The 24,836-nt window shown below is 63.2% G+C and carries 23 protein-coding genes; 7 read left to right on the top strand and 16 right to left on the bottom strand.

The window, feature by feature from the left end; all coding sequences use genetic code 11:
- Positions 1-78: 78 nt before the first annotated feature.
- The 4 genes from HWY05_RS31935 to HWY05_RS31920 form a co-directional block, all read right to left on the bottom strand.
- Positions 79-1,173, bottom strand: a complete 1,095-nt coding sequence (locus tag HWY05_RS31935; RefSeq protein WP_035545957.1) for a BMP family ABC transporter substrate-binding protein — start codon at positions 1,171-1,173, stop codon at positions 79-81.
- A gap of 58 nt (positions 1,174-1,231) precedes the next feature.
- A complete protein-coding gene (locus HWY05_RS31930) occupies positions 1,232-2,161 on the bottom strand; it encodes an ABC transporter permease (protein WP_035545959.1) in 930 nt (309 codons plus the stop codon).
- Positions 2,162-2,201: 40 nt separating this feature from the next.
- Positions 2,202-3,308 carry an ABC transporter permease gene (locus HWY05_RS31925; RefSeq protein WP_035545961.1) on the bottom strand — a complete coding sequence of 369 codons (1,107 nt, stop codon included), beginning with the start codon at positions 3,306-3,308 and terminating at the stop codon, positions 2,202-2,204.
- A gap of 91 nt (positions 3,309-3,399) precedes the next feature.
- Positions 3,400-5,001, bottom strand: coding sequence for an ABC transporter ATP-binding protein (locus HWY05_RS31920; protein WP_176060837.1), 1,602 nt, complete (start codon positions 4,999-5,001; stop codon positions 3,400-3,402).
- Positions 5,002-5,252: 251 nt separating this feature from the next.
- Here HWY05_RS31920 and HWY05_RS31915 point away from each other — a divergent pair, with 251 nt between their 5' ends.
- Positions 5,253-6,185 carry a LysR substrate-binding domain-containing protein gene (locus HWY05_RS31915; RefSeq protein ID WP_035545966.1) on the top strand — a complete coding sequence of 311 codons (933 nt, stop codon included), beginning with the start codon at positions 5,253-5,255 and terminating at the stop codon, positions 6,183-6,185.
- 99 nt (positions 6,186-6,284) lie between these two features.
- Here HWY05_RS31915 and HWY05_RS31910 read toward each other — a convergent pair whose 3' ends face one another.
- Positions 6,285-7,673, bottom strand: a complete 1,389-nt coding sequence (locus HWY05_RS31910; RefSeq protein WP_035545967.1) for an 8-oxoguanine deaminase — start codon at positions 7,671-7,673, stop codon at positions 6,285-6,287.
- Positions 7,674-8,200: 527 nt separating this feature from the next.
- Here HWY05_RS31910 and uraH point away from each other — a divergent pair.
- The 4 genes from uraH (at position 8,201) to HWY05_RS31890 (ending at position 11,964) form a co-directional block, all read left to right on the top strand.
- Positions 8,201-8,554, top strand: coding sequence for a hydroxyisourate hydrolase (uraH, locus tag HWY05_RS31905; protein ID WP_176060836.1), 354 nt, complete (start codon positions 8,201-8,203; stop codon positions 8,552-8,554).
- A 332-nt stretch (positions 8,555-8,886) separates the two neighbouring features.
- Positions 8,887-10,080: a urate hydroxylase PuuD gene (locus HWY05_RS31900; protein WP_035545969.1), complete on the top strand. Its 1,194-nt coding sequence runs from the start codon at positions 8,887-8,889 to the stop codon at positions 10,078-10,080.
- A gap of 274 nt (positions 10,081-10,354) precedes the next feature.
- Entirely contained in the window at positions 10,355-10,621 is a 267-nt protein-coding gene (locus tag HWY05_RS31895) for a helix-turn-helix transcriptional regulator (protein WP_035545971.1), read from the top strand.
- Positions 10,618-11,964: a type II toxin-antitoxin system HipA family toxin gene (locus HWY05_RS31890; protein ID WP_176060835.1), complete on the top strand. Its 1,347-nt coding sequence runs from the start codon at positions 10,618-10,620 to the stop codon at positions 11,962-11,964. The genes HWY05_RS31895 and HWY05_RS31890 overlap by 4 nt, the downstream gene beginning before the upstream one ends.
- Before the next feature lie 111 nt (positions 11,965-12,075).
- On the opposite strand, the gene HWY05_RS31885 is transcribed toward HWY05_RS31890, so the two are convergent.
- The 11 genes from HWY05_RS31885 to HWY05_RS31835 all read right to left on the bottom strand — a co-directional run bounded on the left by HWY05_RS31885 (position 12,076) and on the right by HWY05_RS31835 (position 21,941).
- Positions 12,076-12,588, bottom strand: a complete 513-nt coding sequence (locus HWY05_RS31885; RefSeq protein WP_176060834.1) for an ureidoglycolate lyase — start codon at positions 12,586-12,588, stop codon at positions 12,076-12,078.
- Entirely contained in the window at positions 12,585-13,598 is a 1,014-nt protein-coding gene (alc, locus tag HWY05_RS31880) for an allantoicase (protein ID WP_035545977.1), read from the bottom strand. The genes HWY05_RS31885 and alc overlap by 4 nt, the downstream gene beginning before the upstream one ends.
- Positions 13,599-13,671: 73 nt before the next feature.
- Complete coding sequence (gene uraD / locus HWY05_RS31875) at positions 13,672-14,193, bottom strand: 2-oxo-4-hydroxy-4-carboxy-5-ureidoimidazoline decarboxylase (protein ID WP_176060833.1); 522 nt, start codon at positions 14,191-14,193, stop codon at positions 13,672-13,674.
- The gene (gene puuE / locus HWY05_RS31870; RefSeq protein ID WP_035545981.1) at positions 14,190-15,140 is read right to left on the bottom strand and encodes an allantoinase PuuE; all 951 of its coding nucleotides are present in this window, start codon (positions 15,138-15,140) and stop codon (positions 14,190-14,192) included. The genes uraD and puuE overlap by 4 nt, the downstream gene beginning before the upstream one ends.
- Positions 15,141-15,400: 260 nt before the next feature.
- Positions 15,401-16,267: an aspartate/glutamate racemase family protein gene (locus tag HWY05_RS31865; RefSeq protein WP_176060832.1), complete on the bottom strand. Its 867-nt coding sequence runs from the start codon at positions 16,265-16,267 to the stop codon at positions 15,401-15,403.
- Positions 16,268-16,297: 30 nt separating this feature from the next.
- The gene (locus HWY05_RS31860) at positions 16,298-17,779 is read right to left on the bottom strand and encodes an NCS1 family nucleobase:cation symporter-1 (protein ID WP_176060831.1); all 1,482 of its coding nucleotides are present in this window, start codon (positions 17,777-17,779) and stop codon (positions 16,298-16,300) included.
- Positions 17,780-18,115: 336 nt separating this feature from the next.
- On the bottom strand, positions 18,116-18,868 hold the full coding sequence (locus tag HWY05_RS31855; RefSeq protein ID WP_176060830.1) for a GntR family transcriptional regulator: 753 nt from the start codon (positions 18,866-18,868) through the stop codon (positions 18,116-18,118).
- Between the two features lie 319 nt (positions 18,869-19,187).
- On the bottom strand, positions 19,188-20,114 hold the full coding sequence (gene ldcA / locus HWY05_RS31850; RefSeq protein WP_035545989.1) for a muramoyltetrapeptide carboxypeptidase: 927 nt from the start codon (positions 20,112-20,114) through the stop codon (positions 19,188-19,190).
- A 27-nt stretch (positions 20,115-20,141) separates the two neighbouring features.
- Positions 20,142-20,702: a tRNA adenosine(34) deaminase TadA gene (gene tadA / locus HWY05_RS31845; RefSeq protein WP_279614190.1), complete on the bottom strand. Its 561-nt coding sequence runs from the start codon at positions 20,700-20,702 to the stop codon at positions 20,142-20,144.
- Positions 20,703-20,776: 74 nt separating this feature from the next.
- Positions 20,777-21,178 (bottom strand): DnaJ family domain-containing protein, encoded by a 402-nt coding sequence (locus HWY05_RS31840; protein ID WP_035545992.1) that lies wholly within the window; start codon positions 21,176-21,178, stop codon positions 20,777-20,779.
- Positions 21,179-21,338: 160 nt separating this feature from the next.
- On the bottom strand, positions 21,339-21,941 hold the full coding sequence (locus HWY05_RS31835; RefSeq protein ID WP_176060829.1) for a 2'-5' RNA ligase family protein: 603 nt from the start codon (positions 21,939-21,941) through the stop codon (positions 21,339-21,341).
- Between the two features lie 173 nt (positions 21,942-22,114).
- Between HWY05_RS31835 and HWY05_RS31830 the strand changes: the two genes are divergently transcribed.
- Positions 22,115-23,326, top strand: coding sequence for a putative DNA modification/repair radical SAM protein (locus tag HWY05_RS31830; protein WP_176060828.1), 1,212 nt, complete (start codon positions 22,115-22,117; stop codon positions 23,324-23,326).
- Positions 23,327-23,335: 9 nt separating this feature from the next.
- On the top strand, positions 23,336-24,817 hold the full coding sequence (locus HWY05_RS31825; protein ID WP_176060827.1) for a UdgX family uracil-DNA binding protein: 1,482 nt from the start codon (positions 23,336-23,338) through the stop codon (positions 24,815-24,817).
- The last annotated feature ends 19 nt before the right edge of the window (positions 24,818-24,836 follow it).

Raw genomic sequence — 24,836 nt, 5'->3', positions numbered from 1 at the left:
CTGGTCGATCGAAATACGCTGAAACGCGAGTTGAGACGTGCCATGAAGCGCGCGTTGAAACTCACGTTGAAACGCGGCTTACTTCGGCAGCGTCCCGTCCACGCCTTCCACATACCAGTTCAGACGTTGCAGTTCCGGATCGGCGAGCGTCTTGCCGGCCGGCACCTTCACCGCGCCGGACTGATCCTTGATCGGACCCGTGAACACGTCCCACTTGCCGCCCGCTAGTTCGTCGCGCTTCGCCGCGACCTGCTTCTGCGCGTCAGCCGAAATCACGCCGGTGTTCAGATCCTCCAGGTTGACGGCTTTCTGCGGAATGCCCCACCACACCGGATCGTTCTTCCACTTGCCGTCCAGCACCTGCTGGATCGCCGCGTTGTAGTACACGCCCCAGTGCGCAACCACCGAGCCGAGATGCGCGTCGGGACCGAACTTCTTCATGTCCGAATCCCAGCCGAACGCATGCACGTGCTTTTCCGATGCGGTCGCGAGCGTCGCGCTCGAATCGGTGTTCTGCAGCAGCACGTCGGCGCCTTGGCCAATCAGCGTTTCAGCCGCCTGCTTTTCCTTGCCCGGATCGAACCAGCTGTTGATCCAGATAACCTTGGTATGCACCTTCGGATTCACCGAACGCGCGCCGAGCGTGTACGCGTTGATGTTGCGGATCACTTCCGGAATCGGCACCGACGCGACGAAGCCCAGCGTGTTGGTCTTCGTCACATAACCGGCGGCGACGCCCGCCAGATACGCGCCCTGGTACATGCGCACGTCGTAGGTGCCGAAGTTCGGCGCCTTCTTGTAGCCGGTCGCGTGCAGGAACACCGTGTCCGGGAAATCCTTCGCGACCTTCAGTTCGAAATCCTGATAGCCGAAGCTCGAGCCGATGATGATCTTGTTGCCCTTGTTCGCCAGATCGCGGAACACACGCTCGGAGTCGGCCGATTCGGGCACGTTCTCGATGCGGGTGATCTTGATCTTGTTGCCGAACTTCGCTTCCGCTTCCTTCGAGCCCTGGTCGTGCGCGTAGGTCCAGCCGGCGTCGCCCGGATTGCCGAGGTAGACGAACGCGACGCCCGGTACATCGGCGGCCTGCGCGGTTTGCGCGAGCGGTGCGGCGAGCGCCAGCGAGGCCGCGCCCCACGCGAATGCGGTCAGCAGATTTCTTCTCTTCATGTTTTCTCCTGTCGTGTTTATCGAATGATCTGGAAACGGATGGTCGAAACCTGGTCGGTCAGCCTGCCGAGAAAAACGGTTTGCCCAGCGACGCGGGTGCGTTCAGCCGGATCGTGTTCGGATTGCGCGAAATCAGCACCAGCACGACGACGGTCGCGACGTACGGCAGCATCGCGAGAAATTGCGTGGGCACCGGCACGCCGATCGCCTGCGCGTAAAACTGCAGCCCCGTGACGGCGCCGAACAGTAGCGCGCCGATCAGCAGACGGCCCGGGCGCCACGTCGCGAACACGACCAGCGCGAGCGCGATCCAGCCGCGTCCGGAGGTCAGGTTTTCCTGCCACAGGTGCAGGTTGACGATCGAGTAATAACCGCCCGCGAGCCCGGCCATGCCGCCGCCGAACGCCACCGCGCCGTAGCGCACGCCGACCACCGGAAAGCCGACCGAATGCGCGACCTGCGGCGATTCGCCGACCGAGCGCAGCACGAGGCCCGCACGCGTGCGGTACAGGAACCAGCCGATCACCGCGAACATCAGGAACGCGAGGTAATCGAGCGGCGTGAGGCTGAACAGCGCGGGGCCGAGCACCGGAATCTTCGAGAGACCGGGAATGGTCCACGTGTCGATGGTCGCGCGCACCGCCGCCGACGTGTATGGCTTGCCGACATACGCCGACAGGCCGATGCCGAAGATCGTCAGCGACAGGCCGGTCGCGACCTGGTTGGCGAGCATGGTGAGCGTGAGGAAGGCGAACAGCAGCGACATCGCGAGCCCGGCGCCGATCGCGGCGAGCACGCCGAGCCACGGGTTGCCGGTGATCGCGGTGACGGCGTAGCCGCTCACGGCGCCCATCAGCATCATGCCTTCCACACCGAGGTTGAGAACGCCCGACTTCTCGGCGACGAGTTCGCCCGCGCCCGCAAACATCAGCGGAATCGCGGCGGTGACGGCGCTCGAGGTGAGCGCGCTGGCTTGGTTGATATCCATGGCAATCCGGCGGGAGTCAGTATCTAGGTCGTGAGCTGATTTAGTGAGCTTGCGCGGCGAGAGATCGGCGGCGCACACGGTAGTTCACGAACAGGTCGGCGCCCAGCAGGCAGAACAGCAACAGCCCCTGGAATACGCCGGAGAGCGCCTGCGGCAATTGCATCGAGGTCTGCACGGCCTCCCCGCCGAGATACAGCAAGGCCATCAACAGACTCGCGAGCACGATGCCGACCGGATGCAGCCTTCCGACGAACACCACGATGATCGCGGTGAAGCCGTAGCCCGGCGACCACGTCGCCTGAAGCTGGCCGATCGGACCGGCGATCTCGCCCATGCCGGCCAGACCCGCGAGGCCGCCGCTGATCAGCAGCGAGGTCCAGATGGTTTTCTTGTCGGAGAAACCGGCGTAGCGCGCGGCGAGCGGCGCGAGACCGCCGACGTTCATCCGGTAGCCCGCGAAGCTCTTGCGCATGAACAGCCACACGAGCGGAATCGCGACCAGCGTGACGAATACCGACGCGTTCAGCCGTGTGCCGCGAAACCATTTCCAGTGCCAGTCGCCGGAGAACGTGGGGAACAGCGCGTCGCCGCTGAACATTTCCGACAGCGGGAAATTCATCCCCTGCGGATCGCGCCACGGACCGCTCACGAGATAGATCAGCAGTTGCGTGGCGACATACGTGAGCATCAGGCTGACGAGAATTTCGTTAGTGTTGAAGCGGCTTTTCAGCAGCGCGGGAATCGCCGCCCACGCCATGCCGCCGAGCACGCCAGCAATCATCATGGTCGGCAGAATCCACCAGCCGGTGGCCTGATCGAAATAGATCGCGACGCCGCTCGCGGCAATACCGCCGAGCAGCATCTGCCCTTCGGCGCCGATGTTCCACACATTGGCGCGATAGCCGATCGCGAGACCAAGGCCGATCAGGCACAACGGCGACGCCTTCAGCAGCAGCTCCGACCAGCCGTTCACGCTGGACAGCGGCTCGATGAAAAACGCGTGCATGGCTTCGAGCGGATCACGGCCGACGAGGCTGAAGATCAGAAAGCCGATCGCGAGCGTGAGCAACGCGGCGATCAGCGGTACGGCGAGCTGCATCGTCCGCGAGGGTGTCGTGCGAGCTTCGAGTCGGTACGGAAGAATCATGGGGTGCGTGTCGTGGTCGTTCAGGTTCTGGTTTTATGGAGCGAACTTTCTGGCGTTGGCTTTGGCGCTAGCGTAGGCATCGCGCTCGCGCTCAGGCATGCGCCGGCTGTTCCGCCGACGGCGCCGCGCCTTCGCGGCCGCCGAACAGGCCCGCCATCCAGCGGCCGATTTCCTCGGCATTGGTCGCGCCGGTGGCGCGCACCGGCGAGAGCCGCCCGCCCGCGAGCACCGCGATGCGGTCGCAGATATCGAACAACTCCTCCAGTTCCTCCGAGATCACCAGAATCGCCACGCCGCGCGCCGACAGATCGAGCAACTGCTGACGAATGAACGCCGCCGCGCCGACGTCGACGCCCCAGGTGGGCTGCGCGACCACCAGTACCTTGGGCGCCTGCAGAATCTCGCGGCCCATGATGTACTTCTGCAGATTGCCGCCCGACAGACTTTGCGCGAGCGCTTCGGCACCGCCGCAACGCACGTCGAACGCGTCGATGCAGCGTTTGGCGAACGCACGCATCGCGCCCGCGTTGATCCAGCCCGACTTCACCATCTGCTGCCGATGCGCGGTGAGCAGCGCATTTTCCGATAGCGTCATGGCCGGCACCGCGCCGCGGCCCAGCCGCTCTTCCGGCACGAAACCGAAACCGAGCGCGCGCCGGCCGCCCGCGCCGAGACGCCCGGCCGCCTTGCCGCAAATCGTCACCGCGTCGGCGCGCACGCCCCGCTTTTCGCCCGACAGCGCCGACAGCAGTTCCGCCTGACCATTGCCCGACACTCCCGCGATACCGAAAATCTCGCCGGCATGCACGCCGAACGACACGTTGTCGAGCGAGGTACCGAACGGGTCGTCGCTCTCCACCGACAGCGTTTTCACGTCGAGCAGCACCGGCCCCGGATTGTGTTCACGGCGCGTGTAATCGGGCAGCGAATGACCCACCATCAACTGCGCGAGCGACGCGTGCGTTTCGCCCTTCGGCTTCACATGTCCCGTCACGCGACCGCCGCGCATTACCGTGGCGGTGTCGCACAGTTCCTGGATTTCGTCGAGCTTGTGGCTGATGTAGAGGATGCTGCAACCTTCGGCCGCGAGACGCCTGAGCGTCGCGAACAGCTTGCGGACCGCTTGCGGCGTGAGCACCGAAGTCGGTTCGTCCATGATCAGCAGACGCGGGTTCTGCAGCAGACACCGCACGATCTCGACGCGTTGCCGCTCACCCACCGTCAGGCTATGCACGTGACGCTGCGGGTCGATGTCGAGGCCGTAGTCGGCCGAGACTTCGCGAATCCGTTTTGAGAGCGTCTTCAGATCGAAGGGTTCGTCTAACGCGAGCGCAATGTTTTCGCCGACCGTGAGCGTCTCGAACAGCGAAAAATGCTGGAACACCATGCCGATGCCGAGCTTGCGCGCCGCCGCCGGACTGGCGATCTCGACCGCCTGACCTTCCCAGCGAATCTCACCCGCGTCGGGTCGCACCGCGCCGTAGATGATTTTCATCAGCGTGCTTTTGCCGGCGCCGTTTTCGCCGAGCACGGCATGGATTTCACCCGGCGCGACGATCAACGTGACGTCGTCATTGGCTCGCACGGCCGGATACTGTTTGGTGATGCCCTGAAGCATCAACCGGGGCGCCGCCTGTTCCGGCCTGGTTGCCGGCTGCGCGGCGGCGCCGTCGCTATGAAAAGAGTCGCTCATGTGATTCCGTAGTACGTCAGTGACTGCCGGTTACAGCGCGGCCGGCCGCCTTGCCGGCAGACGATCCGTCACCTTAACCGGATGACAATACCTAATTCGACCCACTCAGTCGAGCCATCAAAATTCCCCGCAAACCCACGCCACTGCGCGATCTGCGGGTATCCCTCCCTTGACGTGAACCCGAGTTCATATTAAAACGCATATACCCCCATGCCCGCCTGATCAGCCAGAACATATATTTCGGAGAAGTCATGAGTCAGCAACGCGAGGCGATCGATACGTATCTATTACGCGTCTTGCACACCCTGTTGATGGAACGCAGCGTCACGCGCGCGGCCGTCAAACTGAATCAATCGCAACCCGCCATCAGCGCGGCGCTGCGCCGTTTGCGCGACATCACCGGCGACCCGCTGCTGGTGCGCGGCAAGTCCGGCATGGTGCCGACCGAATACGGTCTGCGCCTGCTCGAACCGGTGCAGAACGCGCTGCGCGAAATCGAACGCATCAAGTTCCAGCAGCACAACTTCGACCCCGCGACCTCGATCCGTTGTTACCGGATCGGCTGCCCGGACTACCTGAACGTGCTGTTCGTGCCGACGGTGGTGGAACGCTTCCGTCAGGCCGCGCCGAACGCGACGCTGGAGTTTCATTCGCTCGGGCCCGCTTTCGACTACGAACTTGCGCTCGAAGACGGCAAGCTCGACACCGTGGTCGGCAACTGGCCGGAACCGCCGGAGCAACTGCACCTGTCGAACCTGTTCGTCGATCAGATCGTCTGCCTGATGAGCAACACGCATCCGTTCGCCAAACGCGGCGGGTTGACGCTCGACCAGTACCTGAATGCACCGCATCTTGCGCCGACTCCGTATTCGGTGGGCCAACGCGGCGCGATCGACGTGCACCTCGCACGCGAACGGCTCAAGCGTCATGTGGTCGTGACCCTGCCGTACTTCAATCTGGCGCCGTACGTGCTGATCAAGTCCGATCTGATCTTCACGACGACGCGCCTGTTTGCCGACTACTACGCCAAGTTCCTGCCGCTCACCGTGGTGCCCGCGCCGCTCGATTTCCCGCCGATGCAGTACTACCAGCTATGGCACGAGCGCGTGCATTATTCCGACGAAGTGCGCTGGTTGCGCAGTCTGGTCGCCGAAGCGACCAGGACCTTGATCGACAAGCCGTAAAGCGTTGTCTTGCGGGTTATCGGCAGCCGTTTGATGGCGGCCGCCGGCAACTCCGCTTTTCTCTTTTCCCTTCTCTTTTCCCTTCTCTTTTCCCTTCTATTACGCCGCTGCCTCGTACAGGGTCTTCGCCAGCCGGTTGTGCTGCTCGATGACCGGCCCGAGTTCCAGCGTCGCCAACTGGCCGTCCTTCACCACCACCTTGCCGCCGATCACGCTATAGCTCACCTGCGACGGCGCGCAGAACACCAGCGCCGCAACCGGGTCATGCAACGCACCGGCAAACAGCGGCTGTTTCAGATCGAACGACACGAAGTCCGCCGCCATGCCCGGCGCCAACGCGCCGATGTCGTCGCGATTGAGCACCTTCGCGCCGCCCAGCGTGGCGATTTCAAGCGCTTCGCGCGCGGTCATCGCATCCGGTCCGAAGCCGACCCGCTGCAACAGCAACGCCTGACGCACCTCCGCGATCATCTGCGCGCCGTCGTTCGACGCCGAACCGTCGACGCCGAGACCCACCGGCACGCCCGCGAGACGCATCCGCTTGATCGGCGCGATGCCCGACGCGAGCCGCATGTTCGAGCACGGGCAATGCGCGACGCCGGTGCCAGTCCGCGCGAACAGTTCGATGCCCGCATCGTCGAGTTGCACGCAGTGCGCATGCCACACGTCGTGACCGACCCAGCCGAGGTCTTCGGCATACTCCGCCGGCGTCATGCCGAACTTCTCGCGGCTATACGCGATGTCGTTGACGTTCTCCGCCAGGTGCGTATGCATCGACACGCCGTAGTGGCGCGCCATCACCGCCGACTCGCGCATCAGATCGCGGCTCACCGAGAACGGCGAACACGGCGCGACCACCACGCGCAGCATCGCGTAACGCCCTTCGTCGTGATACGTCTCGATCAGGCGCTGCGTGTCCTTCAGAATGTCCGCTTCACGTTCGACCACCGAATCCGGCGGCAGACCGCCGTCCTTCTGCCCCACGCTCATGCTGCCGCGCGCCGCGTGAAAACGCATACCGATCCGGCGCGCCGCGACGATACTGTCGTCGAGACGGCTGCCGTTCGGGTAGATATACAAATGGTCGCTCGAGGTCGTGCAACCGGACAGCAACAGCTCGGCCATGGCCGTCAGCGTCGAGACTTCGATCATCTCCGGCGTGAGGTTCGCCCACACCTTGTAGAGGTTCGTCAGCCAGCCGAACAGCTCGGCGTTCTGCGCGGCGGGAATCGCCCGCGTCAAACTCTGATACATGTGATGGTGCGTGTTCACGAGCCCCGGGATCACCAGGTGCCCACGCATGTCCAGCACTTCGTCGGCCGTTTGCGGCAACTCCGCCGTCGGTCCGACCGCGACGATGCGGTTGTCCTCGATATACAGGCCGCCGTCGCGCAGTTCGCGCCGGGCGCCGTCCATCGTGACCAGCACGTCCGCGTGCTTCACCAGCATCGTTTTCTTCGGCTTGCCAGCCGTCTGTTCCATCGTCATTCGTTTCTCCGCTTTAATGCTTCCGTGCAAAGTCGTCCGAACGCGATGTGACGGCACGTTACCGTGCCGTCGCGTCCCGTCGAACGCCGTTGGCCCGGTTACCCAGCGTATTACGCCGTCTTCGGGTTGTGTGCCGCGCTCGAGCCGCCTTCGGCCCGGGTCTGTTGCAGCGCACGGGTGTAACCTTCGACGGCCAAAATAATGCTGACAACTCACGCCAAAGCGATACCCAAGTTCAGGCTGTCGATATAGTGGGCCTTTTTTGGCCCCGGTACGATCGAAACGACCGGCAACAATCGACCGAATCGACTCGCCGTGGCTTTCAGCAGGCTGTCTGTCATGCGCCAGGTATTATCTTTCCTATCTCGGGCGCGCTGAGCGGAACAACCTTTTTACAATGGCTGCCACGGCGCTCGCTTCAATTCGCCGACGGGTATGTAGCCACTGACGTGGAGCCTCGATCCGCCGCAAACGTATCTGGATCGGGCTGCCGCCGAAACCTCGCATTCACATAAGGAAAATTGCGAATGGGAAAGCTCACTACCCATGTGCTCGACACCGCGAACGGCCGTCCCGGCGCGGGCATCAAGGTCGAACTCTTCGCGCTCTCAGGCGACACCCGCCGCGCGCTCAAAACCACCACCACCAATGACGACGGCCGCTGCGACCAGCCGCTGCTCGAGGGCGACGCGCTAGTCCCGGGCCAATACGAACTCGTGTTCGGCGCCGGCGATTACTTCGCGTCGATCGGCACGAAGGTGCCGGAGCCGCGTTTCGTCGATCGTGTCGTGTTGCGCTTCGGCGTGGCCGATGCCGGCGCGCACTATCACGTGCCGTTGCTGGTGTCGCCGTGGTCGTACAGCACGTATCGGGGCAGCTAAGGAACGTCTGCCACGAGACCCGGAGGAGACCCGGTCGAGTTCGCGCCCTGACGTTCACGCTCGATTGCATTGCGCAGATGCCTGCCGGGATGCCGGAACGGATCTCACCGCAAGCACCCGCGAAACGCAATCGAAGAACGCTGACGGCTCGACCGGCCTGATCCGATCCGACACGAAGACACATTAAAAACGACGCTGTGCGAACTGAGCGCATCGCGTCTTTCACCCCGCAGTCTGCGCAGTGACGTCATTTCCGCCGACGACCCGATAGCCGGGTCCCCGAAGGCGCCCGTCGTCGTTGCGCGTACAACGAATCAGAAGTGGAGGAGTTCATGGAAGGATTTATCACCGACTGGTTGAATCTGGCGATTCGCTGGTTTCACGTCATCGCCGCGATCGCCTGGATCGGCGAGTCGTTCTATTTCGTCGCACTCGACAACAGTCTGAAACCGCCAACCGACCCGAACCAGCGCAAGCGCGGTGTGTTCGGCGAGCTGTGGCACGTGCATGGCGGCGGCTTCTACAACATGCAGAAGTACACCGTCGCGCCGCCGGAAATGCCGGAAGATCTGCACTGGTCGAAGTGGCCGTCGTACACGACGTGGCTGTCGGGCTTCGGTCTGTTCACCGTGCTGTATCTGTTCTCGCCGTCCACGTATCTGATCGACAAGAACGTGATGGACATGGGCCCGGTGGTCGCCGTGGCGTCGGCACTCGGCTTCCTCGCCGCCGGCTGGATCGTCTACGACTCGCTGTGCCGCATTCTGGGCAATAAAGACAAGGTGCTGGGCATCTGCGTCGGCGTGTACGTGCTGATCGCGGCATGGCTCGCCTGCCACATCTTCGCGGGCCGCGCGGCGTACCTGATCATGGGTGCGATGCTGGCGACGATCATGTCGGCGAACGTGTTCTTCGTGATCATTCCGGGTCAGCGCAAGATGGTCGACGCGATGCTCAAGGGCGACACGCCGAACCCGATCTACGGCAAGCGCGGCAAGCAGCGTTCGGTGCACAACACGTATTTCACGCTGCCGGTGGTGTTCGCGATGCTGTCGAACCACTACGCGATGACGTACACGCATCCGTACAACTGGGCCGTGCTGCTGATCATCATGCTGGCCGGTGCGCTGATTCGCCAGTTCTTCGTGATGCGTCACCGTGGCCAGGTGCTGTGGTATCTGCCGCTGGTCGGCATCGTGCTGATGTTCTGCGCCCTCTTCTGGACCATGCCGAAGCCGGTCGTGCCGCAAGCGCAAGCCGCGAACGCACCGACCGTGAAGATCGCCGACATCGCGCCGGTGTTGCAGCAACGCTGCGTGGCGTGCCACTCCGCGCATCCGACGATGATGGGCAGCGCGCCGGCCGGCGTGCTGCTGGATACGCCGGATGAAATCTCGCAGAACGCACAGCGGATTTATCAGCAGGCGGTGACGTTGAAGGCAATGCCGCTCGGCAACGTGACGCACATGACCGACGACGAGCGGATGAAGATCGCCGCGTGGTTCGAAGGCGGCGCTGCGAAGTAATGCGTTTGGCCGGGCTTCGCGCCCGGTGTGCAACTGGTTGGCTGGACAGGAAGCGGGCTTTTCGCGTGAGCGGAAAGCCCGCTTTTTTTCGTTTCCGGCAGGCAGGAAATTGTTGAAGCTTCGACAGCGCGCCTGAAAACGTGTCCCACAGGCTACAAAATATAGATATTCCAACAATTTGTAGCCCAAAGGCGACAAGCCATATCAAACACGTTGTGTCCCATGAGCTACAATAAATGCTAAATCTGGAGAAAGTGACGCCCCAAGGCTACAAATGACTAATCTCGCCGACGTATCCGACATGCTCAAGGCCGTGCGCCATGAAAGCAGTCTCTCGCAGAAGGAACTGGCACACCGCGCGGGCGTTGCACGCACCACGGTCGCCCGTATGGAAACGCTCGCCAAAAACGATATGAGCGTCTCCGTGCTCGTGCGCCTGCTCGAAGCGGCGGGCTACGACCTCAAGTTCGTGGCGCATGGGCATGGGCGCACGCTTGAAGACATCCTCGCCGAGCAACGCTCGCCGGACGCGAATCCATGAAGCTCGACGTTCAGGTATTGGGCAAGCACGTCGCCACGCTCTATCGCGAGCGCGACGACTACGTCCTCAAGTACGACCGCGACGCGAACGCGACCGACTTCGTCAGCCTGACCATGCCGGTGCGCGAAGAAGCCTGGCGCTGGCCGCGCGATCTGCATCCGTTCTTCCGACAGAACCTGCCCGAGGGCTATCTGCTGAATCTGATCCGCGAGCAATTCGGTCCGCTGCTCGACGGCACCGATCTGTCGCTGCTGGCCGTGGTCGGCGCCATGGGCATTGGCCGCGTCACCGTGACACCCGAAGGTGTCGCGCCGGGCACCGATCTGCAAGCGCTCGACGTCGAGGACATTCTCCACGGCGACAACACCGCCGGGCATTTCGCGCGACTCGTACGCGACTATGCGCGCGCGGCCATCTCGGGTGCCGTGCCGAAGTTCATCGCTCCTCAGGACGCCGTCAGCGTGTCCACGCCAATGACGCTCGGCAAACCGACTATCCGCACGAGCCGCCACATCGTCAAAGGTTCGGACGACAGCACGCCGTTTCTCGGCTTCAACGAGTTCTACTCGATGCGCGTGCTGGAACGACTCGGCGTCGCGCCCGTTGCACGCACGCAGATGTCGGACGATGGCCGCGCGCTGATCGTCGAGCGCTTCGACGTCGACGCGCAGGGACTGCCCGCCTATGGGGTCGAAGATCTGTGTGGACTGTTGGGCCTGCCGCCGCATGAGAAATACAACTCGACCAGCGAAAAACTGCTCAACGCCGCGCGAGCGTATCTGCTCGATCGCGACACCTCGCGACAGCAACTCGAACATCTAGGCTGGCATCTGTTGACGAACTACGTGGTGCGCAACGCCGACTGCCATACCAAGAACATCGCGCTCTTCTATACCTCGGTCGACGACGTTGCCTTCACGCCGGTCTACGACATCGTCACCACGCAGGCTTATCCGCGCTTCGCAGCCAATCCGCCGGGCTTGCCGATCGACGGTCGCAAGACCTGGGCGGCCGGCAAAACGCTGGAGCGTTTTTTCAACACGCGCATGGGCATCGCGCCGCGGCAATACGCGCAAATGGTCGAAGCGTTGTGCGACTCGGCGGTGAGCGTCGGCTATGAATTGATCGACGCGGCGCGTAACGAAACGCAGTGGCATAACGTGGCGAAACAGATGCTGCATGCGTGGGACGACGGGATGTCCTCCTTGCGCTCGCCGAAGAAGAGCCTGCAATTCAAAGGGCTCAAACCCGCGATCGACGCAGCGGGGTTTTCCGCACCGGAGCCGGCGCAACGGGCGCGTGAAGTGATCGGACGTTCACCGCTTCTCGGCGAGCGTCATTAGGCGGCTGAAAGGCTGCCGCCAATGCAAAAAGCCCACGGCGTACACCGTGGGCTTTTTGCACATCGAGTTGCCTGTCGCAACACTCAGGCAACATTCAGGCAGCCATCAACCTCAAACCGCCACCGCGCTCAACGCATCTTCCGTGAGCCACAACGATTCGGCCAGATCCTGCTCATTGAGGTTGAGCCCATCCCCACCGCGATCGACCACGATAAAGTCACTCACGTCGCCCAAAGCGATCAGCGGATGGTGCCATACGCCCTTCGCGTAGTTGACACCCTGCCAGCCGCTCGTCACGAACGCGCGAATCGCCGACTCGGCCAGCTCGCCCGCCGGCGCCACCACGACCAGATACGGCTTGTCGTTGAGCGGCACGAAGGCCTGGCTACCCAGCGGATGACGTTCGAGCATCTTCACTTCGAACGGCAAAGTGCGCGGCTGGCCGCGAAACAGGTTCACGAGCGTGCGGCCGTTCTCGTCGGTCACGTCTACTTTCGCGAGATCGTGAAAGCGGATCGTCGTACCGAGGTTGATCGGAATCTGCTTCGCGCCTTCGAGTTCGATCACGTCGCCGAACGCGGCGAACGCTTCTTTCGTCAACGGTTCGATCGCGAGTGTTTTCATGATGCGAGCGTGCCCCACAGACGCAGACGCGAAACGCCGCCGTCCGGAATGATGTTGAAGCGCACGTGCGTCACCGGACCCAGCGCCGCGATTTCGCTTTCGAAGTAATGCTGGTTGTCCATCTTCAGCTTCTGTTCGCCCAGCAGCACCGGCCAGAACATGGCTTGCGTGATCAGCGAGCTGTCGGTGCCGCCCGTCACGTACGCAGCCTGGATCGAGCAGCGATCCGGATAGTTACCCTTGAAGTGCGCCGTGTCGACTTCGATCTTCCTGATGACGCCCGGTTGCGCCAGCGCGACGATCGCCCAGTCGTTGCCCGGCTCGCGACGGCGGCGCGTTTCCCAACCGTCGCCCATGTTCACGCCACGGCCCGGCATCAGGATCGTCGATGCAGCGCCGAAGTGCTGGTTATTCGCCGCGACCAGGTACGCGCCGTTTTCCATCGCGGCCAGGTCGAACTGATCGGTGCGGCTCGCGCCGGCCCAATCCACTTGCGGCTGACCGTACACCCGCAGACGCGCAATCCCGCCGTCCGGATAGATGTTGACGCGCAAATGCGTGTACGCGTTCGTATCGCTGACTTCGTGATAGTGGTGGCTGTTGCCTTGCAACGAGGTCGACGGAACGATCTCGGTCCATTGGGTCGACTGGTTCGGCACGCCGTCCACCACGCGCGCGGCTTCCACCGAAGCGGCCGGCGGGAAGTTGCCGGTGAAGTGGCTGGTGTCGAGGTCGAGGCCCTTGATCACGCCCGGACGCGCCAGCTTCACGACGCACCAGTCGTAGCCGTTCGCGCGCTTGCGGCGGGTTTCCCAGCCGTCCATCCACTTGCCGTGGTCGTCGTACTTGCCCGGAATGAAAACGGCCGGCTCCGGATTCAGCATGCGTTCCTTCGGCGCGAAGAAATCGTCGCTGGTCTCGAGCGCCTGTGCGCCCAGACGCGGGTCCGCCAGATTCACATAACGGCGCGTGAATTCCGGTGCATTGGGGTCGAGAATCGGGAGTGCCATCTTTGTCTTCCTTAATGTTTGTTAGTGCTGAAAAAACGCTTGGGATCGGGGTCCGCGACGCGTGAATGAAGCGTCACACGTCGATCAGGTCGTCGAGCCGGAAACGTGCGATGCGGTAGATCTGATCGAGGCTCGCGCGCAATTCGTCGGCGCGGCTGTTGTTCACGCGCGCCTCGAAGTTCGCGATGATGCCGTGGCGGTCGAAGCCACGCACCGCGAGGATGAACGGAAAACCGAACTTCTCGCGATAGGCGCCGTTCAGTGCGACCAGTTTGTCGAACTCTTCCTGGGTGCACTGCGCGAGGCCCGCGCCGCTCTGCTCACGCGTGGATTCGGCGGTCAGCTCACCGCGTACCGCGGCTTTGCCGGCGAGCTCCGGGTGGGCGTTGATCAGCGCCAGTTGTTTCTCTTCGCCCGCGTTCTCGACGAGCGACGACATCTTGCGGTGCAACTCGTCGATGCTGGCGAACGGCCGTTGCTGCGCGGCGAGTTCCGCGACCCACGGCGAGTGCTCGAAAATACCGGACAGCGCTGCGACGAACGCGTCGGTCGAGGTGCTGTTGAGTTGGTCCAGAGTGTATTGCATCGCCTTCATGCCGCAGCCCCGCGGTTGTTTTGTTGGTAAGGGTGATGTTCGCGCCAGTGGCGCGCAATATCGACGCGCCGCGTCACCCACACGCGATCGTGCTGTTCAATGTGATCGAGAAACTTTTGCAGTGCGCGGAACCGCCCAGGGCGTCCGAGCAGACGGCAGTGCATGCCGATCGACAGCATCTTCGGCGCTTCGTCGCCCTCTTCGTACAGCACGTCGAATGCGTCGCGCAGATAGGTGAAGAAGTGGTCCGCCGTGTTGAAGCCTTGCGGGCTCGCGAAGCGCATGTCGTTAGTGTCGAGCGTGTACGGCAGGATCAGTTGCGGCACCTTCGCGCCGCCCGTGACTTCGACGTCCATCCAGAACGGCAGGTCGTCGCCGTAATTGTCCGAGTCGTACAGGAAGCCGCCGTGTTCGGCCACCAGACGATGCGTGTTCGGGCTGTCGCGCCCGGTGTACCAGCCGAGCGGACGCTCGCCGGTCACGCGTTCGATCGCTTCCATGCCGAGGCGCATGTGCTCCGCCTCTTTCTCCGGCGCCATGTCCTGATAGTGAATCCAGCGATAGCCGTGGCAGGCGATCTCATGGCCGAGTTCGACGAACGCGCGCGCCACTTCCGGATTGCGTTCGATCGCCATGCCGACGCCGAACACCGTGAGCGGCAGGCCGCGCTTTTCGAATTCGCGCAGAATCCGCCAGACGCCCGCGCGCGAGCCGTATTCGTAGATCGACTCCATGCTCATGTGACGCGCCGGGTATGCCGCGGCGCCGACGATCTCCGACAGAAACTGCTCCGATCCGGGGTCTCCGTGCAAGACGCAGTTTTCACCGCCTTCTTCGTAATTCAGAACGAATTGCACCGCGACACGCGCCTGACCCGGCCAGTTGGCCTGCACCGGGTGGCGGCCGTAGCCGATCAGATCGCGTGGGTAGTTCGGGTCGAGTGGCATGGTTTGACGAATGCGTGGTGACGGTACGTAAAATTCGCGTGGGGTTGTTTGGCGTGGGTTGGCGCGCGCTTCGGCCGACAGGTTGTGGCTGCAACTTTTGCCTGCAGGTCATAGCTGCAATGCACGGCGGCACGGGCGGAAACCCACTCAAAGCAGCGCCGGCAGCAGCGGCAGAAAGCTTGTCGCGACCCCAGCGCGGAGTGGGACCAGTGTAGCGAAAACACCCGGGTGCGCCCATACACCCGGGCAGATAGTGCGTGTCAGACTGAATGTATGTGCGAGCCCGGTTTTGTAGCGTTTACCCGCAGCAAATCAACGCTTTGCGCATTTTCTTGCGGGTTCGCGGCAGAACTTCCGCCAGACCCGCGCGGCACGCGCGGATTCGGGTCGACATCGGTCGGACTGAAGGATTCCAGCGCGCCGTCATAACGCTTGGCGAGCGGCCGCGCGTAGTCGCCACGCTTGGCCGTCGACAGGCGCAGCGCAATCAGCGCCTCCGTCCACTTCACGGCCGCCGTTACGCCTTCGATAACCGGTGCGCCCAGCGCGTCTTCGATCTCCGCGCACAATTCGGCCATGCCGGCGCAGCCCAGCACGATCGCGTCCGAACCGTCCTCGGCGAGCGCGCGCCGGCATTCGTCGAGGATGATGCGGCGCGCCGCCGAACCCGGCTTGTCGAGATCGAGCACGGCGACGTCGGTGGCCCGGACGTTGCGGCAAAAACGCTTCATGCCGTAACGCTCGGCGAGATGCCACGCCATTCCGCAAGTGCGCGCCAGTGTCGTCACCACCGAAAAGCCCGGCGCCAGCACGCTCGCCGCGTGCATCGCCGCTTCCGCGATGCCGATCACCGGACCGCGCGCCACCTCGCGCGCGGCGTACAGACCGGGATCGCCAAAGCAGGCGATCACGTAGCCGTCGCAACCTTCACGTTCGCCGGCCATGACTTCGGCCAGCAAGCCCGGCGTTGCGAGCGCTTCGTCGTAATAGCCTTCGATCGACGGCGGTCCCATGGTGGGATTCACCGCGATCACTTCGGTGCCCGGCGCGGCGACGTCGCGCGCGCAGCGACCCATCGCGTCGGTCATGCGCTGGGTCGTGTTCGGGTTGATCAGTTTGATACGCATATCGACTCCTGTTGCCTGCAGCGTCAAGACTCAGCGTGCGAGCACGCGATAGAACAGCGCAGCCAGCCCCGCGCCGATGAACCACGAGAAATTCGCCATACCGTCGAGCGCCGGCACCATCACGCAGAGCACGGCGATCAGCGCGGCCGGCAGCAACGCGGCCACGGCGCGGTAATTGACGCCATTGCGATACCAGTACGAACCGGTGGGCGCGACCGTGTAGAGATCGTCGAGCACGATCTTCTGGCGCTTCACGAGGTAGTAATCGACGATCAGGACGCCGTACAAAGGTCCGATGAAACTGCCGAGGACGTCGAGCGTGTAGTGGATCACGGCCGGGTTGTTGAACAGATTCCACGGCGTGATGAAAATCGACGCCACCGCCGCCAGCATGCCGCCCATGCGCCAGCTGATCAGCCGCGGCGCGACGTTCGAAAAGTCGAACGCCGGCGAGACAAAGTTCGCGACGATGTTGATGCCGATCGTCGCGATCGTGAACGTCAACGCGCCGAGAATCACCGCGGTCGGATAGTCGATCCGGCCGACGGTTTCGACCGGATCCGTGATCAGCTCGCCGAACACCGGCAGCGTGGCCGCGGTCGTGATCACCGTTACCAGCGAGAAGGCCAGAAAATTGACCGGCAGTCCCCAGAAGTTGCCGCGCTGCACGCTGCGAAAGCTTTTGCCATAGCGCGAGAAGTCGCCGAAATTCAGCATCGGCCCGGAGAAGTACGACACCACCAGCGAGATCGCCGTGATCATCACCGGTACCACCGCCATGCCGTGATACTTCACGCCGCCCAGGTTGATGCCGATGTTGCGCCATCCCGCGCGATACACCATGTAGCCCGCGAGCATGAACATCACGATGTAGACGGCGGGACCGGCGAAGTCGATGAACTTCTTGATGGTCTCCATGCCGTGCCAGAACACCAGCGCCTGCAACACCCACAGCAGCATGAAACCGCTCCAGCCAAGCGTCGACAGTCCCATGAAACCGTGGTGATGAACGTCCGCATACGGCAGCAGTTGTGGGACGAATTTCAGCACCACGATCACCAGTGCGCTCGACGCGAGGTAGGTCTGAATGCCGTACCACGCGACCGCGATCAGGCCGCGAATCACCGCGGGAATATTCGCGCCGAGCACGCCGAAGGTCGCGCGGCACGCCACCGGATACGGCACGCCGCTCGCCTGGCTCGGCCTCGCGATCAGGTTGCACAACACGTTGACGATCGTAATGCCCACCAGCAGCGCGATCAGCACTTGCCAGCTCGTCAGGCCGAGCGCGAACAGACTGCCCGCGAACACATAACCGCCGACGCTGTGCACGTCCGACATCCAGAACGCGAAGATGTTGTACGCGCCCCAGGTCTGGTGGCGCAACGGCGCGAGGTCTTCGTTGTAGAGCCGCTCGCTGTAGCCTGCCGGTATCGACGGATCGCCGGACGCGCCGTCTTCTCCGAATGCGTGAACTGCTGGAGCGCCGGGCGCTGCACTGAACTGAGCCATGATTCCTCCTTGGGATAGGGACCGTCGATAGCGAATCGAAGGACGTTGCATCGGCCATGCCAACCGCGCGCTCCCCGCTCACTCGGGAGCGAGGAAGCCGGCACTGTCTGTCTGGCCGCGCCGCGGGTGTCTCCGTACTGACGTACCTAGGGTTATCGCCTCGCCTGCCACCGCGGATGGCCGGCGCTGCGTCGCTGCTCGAGTTCCGCCTCCCGGCGACGGACACGCGTGCGCAAGCCGGCAGCGCTCACGACGAGCCGCCTTGCAACACCTGATTCGGTTCAGTTCAATTCAGTGCGGCGCGCACCACGAATGGGCGCGCACCGGCCGCCTGCCTCAGCCTGGCGCGGACTTGCTTCTGGACTTGCCGTTGGACGACTCTTTCGACGCGCTATCGAGCGCGCCGAACACTTCATGCAGATCGGCCGCGCCGCGTGCGGGGCGCTCCAGCATCTTCAACTCGACGCTTTGCAAATGGCGCGACATCAGGGCCGCCGCCTCTTTGGCATCGCCGGCGTCGAGCGCGGCGAGAATTGCTTCGTGGTCTTCGAACGAACACGGGCTGCGTCCGAGCGACTCGTACAACGCCGAAATCAGCGTGGAGCGCGCCACCAGTCCGTTCAAACAATCGCATAGTACGGCGTTGCCGGTGAGGCCGGCCAACTCGGTATGAAACTCGCCCGACAGGCGGATCCACGCCGGAAAATCACGGGTTTCGAACGCTTTGCGTTCACGACCGATCATGCTGCCGATGTTCTTCAGACGCCGCATGCCGTGACCGTTGCAAATCTTTTCCACCACCGCCAGTTCGATGATGCGGCGCATCTCGAACACTTCATGCACTTCCTGCAGCGACGGACTCGCGACGAACGCACCGCGATTCGGTTCGAGATCGACGAGGTGGTCGGTCGCCAACTGCGCGAGCGCTTGCCGGATCGGGCCGCGCTTCACGTTGAATACTTCGCACAACTGGGCTTCGGTCAGCTTGGCGCCCGGCGCGAGCCGATGCTCGAGGATCGCGGCGCGGATGCGCTCGGCGATCGCTTCAGGCTTCGAACTGTTGACGGCCGCGGGATCTGTGTCTGACATGATGTGCGTCTCGGTATGTTGGTCATCATAGGATGGACATAAAGATTGTCAACAATTTTTATCTTGAATATCGACAATCGTGAGGAAGGTGCGGGGCTGCAGGGTAATGCGTATGGCGGTAAGGCCTGTTCGGCTTCAGTATCAGTTTAAATAGGCGGCTGGATGGCTGTCTATTGGCGGCTGTTTTTGTCAACAAAATCGCGGGACATTCACGGTCTGGCTGCAGCGCTGGGCGCTTAAAAACCTGACAGTTAGTTGCGTTGCCAACCTAAAAAAAGCGGGCCAAACGCCCGCTTCCCTACTCCACGCGGCCTCACCTTCAGGCCAGCATCGGATACCCCGACAAGTTCAGTTTGAAGCCGTGCGCATCCGCGACGAGGTGGGCGTCCGCCCCCACCGGCAACGTCAGCATGTTGTGGACATGCCCGAATTGCAGCCCGGTGACGACCGGAATGCCGATCACCGAGCGCACTTGCTCGATCATCGCGTGCAGGTCGTAACCGTTGTCGTAGTCGTAGGCTTTGCCGCCGGAGAAGTCGCCCAGCACGAGCGCCTGTTGCTGCGCGAGAATGCCGGACAGATGCAGTTGATAGATCATCCGCTCGACCCGGAACGGCTGCTCGTTCACATCTTCCAGAAACAGGATGCCGCCTTGCACCGGCGGCATGTAAGGCGTGCCGATCAGCGACGTCAACACCGCCAGATTGCCGCCCCACAACATGCCTGAGACGTTGACCGCGTGCGCTTGCGGCGTAGTGCCGGTCACGGTCATGGTCGGCTTCGTCAGCGCCGACCAGAAGTGCTGCATGGTGAATTCGCTGAGTTCTTCGGCGCCGAAATCGCTCGTGATCATCGGGCCACCGAAGGTCTTCACACCGGCGCGCGCCAGCAGCGCAAGCTGGATCGCGGTGAAATCGCTATGTCCCACCAGCGCGACCGGCTGATCGGTCAGCCGCCGTTGCAGCCCTTCGTAGTCGAGACCGTGCAGTATCCGCGCCGCGCCGTAGCCACCACGCACCGCCAGCACAATGTCAGGCAGCGCACGCGCCGGATCGGCGAGCCGGTTCAGATCGGCCGCGCGCTCGCCGTCGGTGCCGGCGAACCGCTGATAGCGACGCTTCGTCACCTCCGCGCCCTCGACGCGATGCCCTTGCGCATGAAAGCGCTGCAACGCGCGATGCACCGCTTCCGGATCATGGGGATAGCCGGACGGCGCGATCAGTTCGATGGTGCGATGGACGGTCATGGGCGAAGTCCGTTCGATGTTGTTGTGTTAGAGCGACTCAGCCGAGCCTGGTGTGCTGCTTGTGCTAGTTGTGCTGGCTTCGGCCTCGGCCCGCGCCGCCGCACGCGCTTCCCGGCTTGCGCGCCGGCGTTCGGCGAAGAACGATTTGAGCGCGTCACCGCATTCGGTTTCGAGCACGCCGCCAGTCACCGACGTGTGATGATTCAATTGCGGATTCCCAAACGCATCGACGACACTGCCGCACGCGCCGGTTTTCGGATCACGCGCGCCGAACACGACGCGGGCAATGCGCGCGTGCATGATCGCGCCCGCGCACATCAGACACGGTTCGAGCGTGACGTAGAGCTCGCAACCCGGCAGGCGGTAGTTCTCGACAGTCTGCGCAGCGGCGCGCAACGCGACCATTTCGGCATGCGCCGACGGATCGTGCGCGCCGATCGGATGATTGAAACCGGTGGCGATGACGTCGTCGCCGCGCACGAGCACGGCGCCGACCGGCACTTCGCCGGCTGCGCGCGCCTGTTCGGCGGCGGCCTGGGCGAGCGCCATGAAGCGGCGATCGCGTTCGGAGATGGGTGGAGTCGACACGGCCAAGGCGTCGTCAAGCTCGGGGACGCTATTGGCCGAAGGTGTGGCCGAGGCACAGCCAGTCAGCGGCCCGCTCACCGCGAACCCGCATCAGCCGCATTGAGATTACCGGCGCGCTCAGACAGGCGCTCGGCAATACGCCGGCAGTATTCCCGTGGCAGCACCAGCGGCCCGCCGCGCAGCGACTCGAGCGCCATGTCGAGCGCCAGCATGCGCGCCTGCAAACGGCAACGGGTGGTGGGGTCGCTCACGGCATTCAGCTCCGCTTGCAGGTCGCGCAACGCGCGCAACTGCTCGACAGCGGGCGGCACGAAACCCGCGTTTTTCAGAATCCGGTTGGCGACGCGCACCTCCTCCGGGACCAGTGCATCGTCCCCGAGCGGCAGCGGCGCACCTGCGCCCGGCAAAGCATCGAACTCGCCACGCGCGGCTGCGGCGGCAATACGCTGTTCGACTAGCGCGTCAAGCAATTTCATCTGCAATCCACTACGTTGCGGCCCGAGCATTCTATCAGGGAGCCGGCGACGGTTTCGGCTCGCGGACCGACGAACCCCCCTGGTTTTCAGATTCCATGTATTTCAGGGGCATAGCGGTGTGGTCGAGACGGCAGCGATCGCGGAGACGCCGCACGCGCCGTCAAACCACGCCGGCCAGACGCCAGCGCGCGAGCACGACATGCCGCGTACGCCCGAGCAAACTGTGCATCAGTGCAAATTCACGCACGTTCCAACTGACGGGTTCGATGGGACGTGTCGCCGCCCAAGGCATGCCGTAGGCGAGCGTGACGTGCGGCGTATAGGGCATCGCCGGAGATACCGTAGCATCCCCCACACGCGCGTTTGGCAGCGCCGCCACGAGTGCATCGTGAAGCGCATGCAAACCGGCCACGCCCTCGCCGCCTCCCAGCACCAAGGGTCCCGGCCGGGGCCGCGTCGCGAAGCTGACCACCGAATCGAACTCGACGGTAAACGGCTCCATGCGAACGGATGCCGCCGCCTGCATCGCCGCGTCGACGTGCGCCTGCGGCAGACCGCCCGCGAAATTGCCGAGGTGCTGCAACGTGACGTGCAAACGACCCGCCGCAAGCGGCTTGCTGCGCACGCGCGCTTCAACGCAAAGCTGTTGCGCGAACTTCGCGATGCCGGTTGCCGTATTGGGATCGGGGAAAACAGCGAAAAACAGGCCGTCTGTCGGCGTGGGCGGCGCCTCGAGCCCAGGCAGCCAGAATTGTTCAGGCATGGTGGTCCTGACCCGGTAAAGCCGGCATGACGGTAAATCTCCGTTGATTGAGTGTGTCTGGATGCGAGCCGCCGATCAAGCCGCTGAGCGCGCACTTGAGACGGCCAAAAACCGCTTGCGCAAGTCAGCGGCTTACGTACAATACTGTACATCCATACAGTATTGGCGGCAACGTGGAATTGCTTAAGAAGCTGGAGATATTGGCCGACGCAGCGAAATACGACGCCTCGTGCGCGAGCAGCGGCGCGCCTAAACGCGGATCTCGTGCGGTAGACGGTCTGGGCGCCAGTACCGGCGCCGGCATTTGTCATAGTTTTACGCCAGACGGGCGCTGCGTCTCGCTGCTGAAAATCCTCCTCACCAACTTCTGTCTGTACGACTGCCAATACTGCGTCAACCGGCGTTCGAGCAATGTACCTCGCGCGCGCTTCATGCCGGAGCAGGTCGTCACCCTTACGCTAGATTTTTATCGGCGCAATTACATCGATGGTCTGTTTCTCAGCTCCGGCATCATCCGGTCGGCGAACTACACCATGGAGCAGCTTGTACGCGTCGCGCAATCGCTGCGTGAGGACCATCAGTTTCGCGGCTATATTCATTTGAAGACGATTCCAGACGCCGATCCGCAGTTGATTGCGCACGCCGGGCGTTACGCCGACCGTTTGAGCGTGAACATCGAGTTACCGACCGACGCTGGCCTCGCGCGCCTTGCGCCGGAAAAGAACGTCCGCACCATCAAGCTTGCCATGGGGACGATCCGTCTCGCGCAGGAAGCGGCCCACAGTGAAACCGGCGCGCCCAGCTTTGCGCCTGCCGGGCAAAGCACGCAGATGATCGTCGGCGCCGATCAGACGAACGACAGCACGATTCTCCAAACCGCCGGCACGCTTTACAGCGCCTACAAGCTGAAGCGGGTGTACTACTCGGCTTTCAGTCCGATTCCGGACAGCCCTTCCGCGTTACCCGCCCAGGCACCGCCGTTGCTGCGCGAACATCGGCTTTATCAGGCCGATTTTCTGTTGCGCGTCTATGGTTTCAGCGTCGAGGAACTGTTCGAAAAACCAGGTAATCTGTCGCTCGACATCGATCCTAAGCTCGCGTGGGCGCTCGCCCATCGCGAACAATTTCCGGTCGATCTAAACCGTGCGCCGCTCCGCATGATCGCGCGCGTGCCGGGCATCGGGCTACGCAACGCAAAACGGCTGGTCGAATTGCGGCGTTCGCGGCGTGTGCGCTATGAAGACCTCGTGCGCCTGCATTGTCCGCTACAGAAGATCAAGCCATTCGTCGTGACGCAGGACTATCGTGCGGCAATGCACGATGCGTCGTCCGCGCAATTGCGCCGGGCTTTGACAGCGCCGCCGGTACAACTGGCGCTGCTTTGATTCAGCATCATGCATACCGTTCTGATCGACGACCACTTCGCCGCCTGGCGCGCAGCGTCCCTCAAAGCGTTGAATCAAGGCCTGACTCCGGAGGCGATCGAATGGCGCGTCAAGCAGACGCCCGAGTCGCCGCAAACTCAGGCGTTGTTCGATTACAGCGAGGTTAGCGACGTCGCGCCGTCGCCCACTCGCGGCGTGCAGGTGTCGAAGGAATTGGCGGCACTTTTGCGAGACGCCGCGCTGTTTCGCGATCCGCAGCGCTGGGCGTTTTTATACAAAGTGCTGTGGCGCTGGCAACAAGACGACCGCACGGTCGCGTCGCCGGCCGACGCGGATGGCGCGCGGCTCAATCGCATGGCAAAAAGCGTGCGTCGCGCGCAGCACGACATGATCGCCTATGTACGGTTTCGCAGGCAGACAGCGGCCGCGGCGCACGCCCCCGAATACATCGCGTGGTACGAACCGGAGCACGACGTGCTCGGCTGGGCCGCCGAACATTTTGCCCAACGAATGGGGCGCTCGACATGGATGATCGCGACGCCGCACGGCGCCGCGTTCTGGGACGGCAGTCAACTTCATCTGGAACAGCGGCGCGCGCTGCCGGGCGAGCAGCACGGCAAAGCGGTGGACGACGCCGAAGCGCTTTGGCTTGCCTACTACCGCAGCACGTTCAATCCGGCGCGGCTGAACGAAGCCGCACTCGAACAGCACATGCCGGTGCGTTTCTGGAAGGGCTTGCCGGAGGGTCAACTGATACCCGCCATGATCAGCGAGGCGAAAAGTGGCGCGCGTCGCGTGGCGCAAGCGGGCGGCGTCGGCGCGCTCAGCGGCAAATCGATTCCGATTGAAGCGGAATTCGCGCAACCGGCTCGGGATCCACCCTCATCGCTCGAGTCTTGCCGGCGTTGCGAACTATGGCGCCACGCGACCCAGGCAGTTGGCAGCTCAGGGCCACGCGACGCCCGAATCGTGCTGATCGGCGAGCAGCCCGGCGATCAGGAAGATCTGGCCGGCCAGCCGTTCGTCGGGCCGGCGGGTCAGCTACTCGAAGTCGCGATCGCGCGCGCGGGTTTGTCGCGCACGCAGCTTTATCTGACTAACGCGGTCAAACATTTCAAGTGGGAACCGCGCGGCAAACGCAGATTGCACAAAACGCCCGGGCAGCAAGAAATCGCCGCCTGCGGGTATTGGCTCGAGCGGGAATTGCTGGCGGTGCGCCCAGTCGTGATCGTCGCGCTCGGCGCCACGGCGCTTAACGCGTTGCTGCAACGAAAAGTCAGCCTGAGGGACTATACCGGCGCACCTTTTGAAGTGGCGGGCGCGTGGGCCATCGCGACCTGGCATCCGTCGTTCGCGCTAAGGCAACAGAGCGACGCGGCTCGCGACAAGCTGCTGGAGGAGATCAGCACCGCACTCATGGGCGCGCGTCGGCTAGCAGAGGAATCCGTCGCCTCCAGCGCGCGAACGCGACACGAATATCCAGAAAATTAAGCGTCAAAGTCAAACAGAA

This window comes from Paraburkholderia sp. BCC1876, assembly GCF_902833695.1.
Classification (GTDB): domain Bacteria; phylum Pseudomonadota; class Gammaproteobacteria; order Burkholderiales; family Burkholderiaceae; genus Paraburkholderia.
The sequence above is the reverse complement of the archived record's forward strand: the minus strand, read 5'-3'. Positions and strand labels throughout refer to the sequence as shown.

Excerpts from the sequence above, each read along its gene's own strand:
- HWY05_RS31935 (WP_035545957.1), bottom strand. The coding sequence starts at position 1,173 with ATGAAGAGAAGAAATCTGCTGACCGCATTCGCGTGGGGCGCGGCCTCG.
- HWY05_RS31930 (WP_035545959.1), bottom strand. The coding sequence starts at position 2,161 with ATGGATATCAACCAAGCCAGCGCGCTCACCTCGAGCGCCGTCACCGCC.
- HWY05_RS31925 (WP_035545961.1), bottom strand. The coding sequence starts at position 3,308 with ATGATTCTTCCGTACCGACTCGAAGCTCGCACGACACCCTCGCGGACG.
- HWY05_RS31920 (WP_176060837.1), bottom strand. The coding sequence starts at position 5,001 with ATGAGCGACTCTTTTCATAGCGACGGCGCCGCCGCGCAGCCGGCAACC.
- HWY05_RS31915 (WP_035545966.1), top strand. The coding sequence starts at position 5,253 with ATGAGTCAGCAACGCGAGGCGATCGATACGTATCTATTACGCGTCTTG.
- HWY05_RS31910 (WP_035545967.1), bottom strand. The coding sequence starts at position 7,673 with ATGACGATGGAACAGACGGCTGGCAAGCCGAAGAAAACGATGCTGGTG.
- uraH (WP_176060836.1), top strand. The coding sequence starts at position 8,201 with ATGGGAAAGCTCACTACCCATGTGCTCGACACCGCGAACGGCCGTCCC.
- HWY05_RS31900 (WP_035545969.1), top strand. The coding sequence starts at position 8,887 with ATGGAAGGATTTATCACCGACTGGTTGAATCTGGCGATTCGCTGGTTT.
- HWY05_RS31895 (WP_035545971.1), top strand. The coding sequence starts at position 10,355 with ATGACTAATCTCGCCGACGTATCCGACATGCTCAAGGCCGTGCGCCAT.
- HWY05_RS31890 (WP_176060835.1), top strand. The coding sequence starts at position 10,618 with ATGAAGCTCGACGTTCAGGTATTGGGCAAGCACGTCGCCACGCTCTAT.
- HWY05_RS31885 (WP_176060834.1), bottom strand. The coding sequence starts at position 12,588 with ATGAAAACACTCGCGATCGAACCGTTGACGAAAGAAGCGTTCGCCGCG.
- alc (WP_035545977.1), bottom strand. The coding sequence starts at position 13,598 with ATGGCACTCCCGATTCTCGACCCCAATGCACCGGAATTCACGCGCCGT.
- uraD (WP_176060833.1), bottom strand. The coding sequence starts at position 14,193 with ATGAAGGCGATGCAATACACTCTGGACCAACTCAACAGCACCTCGACC.
- puuE (WP_035545981.1), bottom strand. The coding sequence starts at position 15,140 with ATGCCACTCGACCCGAACTACCCACGCGATCTGATCGGCTACGGCCGC.
- HWY05_RS31865 (WP_176060832.1), bottom strand. The coding sequence starts at position 16,267 with ATGCGTATCAAACTGATCAACCCGAACACGACCCAGCGCATGACCGAC.
- HWY05_RS31860 (WP_176060831.1), bottom strand. The coding sequence starts at position 17,779 with ATGGCTCAGTTCAGTGCAGCGCCCGGCGCTCCAGCAGTTCACGCATTC.
- HWY05_RS31855 (WP_176060830.1), bottom strand. The coding sequence starts at position 18,868 with ATGTCAGACACAGATCCCGCGGCCGTCAACAGTTCGAAGCCTGAAGCG.
- ldcA (WP_035545989.1), bottom strand. The coding sequence starts at position 20,114 with ATGACCGTCCATCGCACCATCGAACTGATCGCGCCGTCCGGCTATCCC.
- HWY05_RS31840 (WP_035545992.1), bottom strand. The coding sequence starts at position 21,178 with ATGAAATTGCTTGACGCGCTAGTCGAACAGCGTATTGCCGCCGCAGCC.
- HWY05_RS31835 (WP_176060829.1), bottom strand. The coding sequence starts at position 21,941 with ATGCCTGAACAATTCTGGCTGCCTGGGCTCGAGGCGCCGCCCACGCCG.
- HWY05_RS31825 (WP_176060827.1), top strand. The coding sequence starts at position 23,336 with ATGCATACCGTTCTGATCGACGACCACTTCGCCGCCTGGCGCGCAGCG.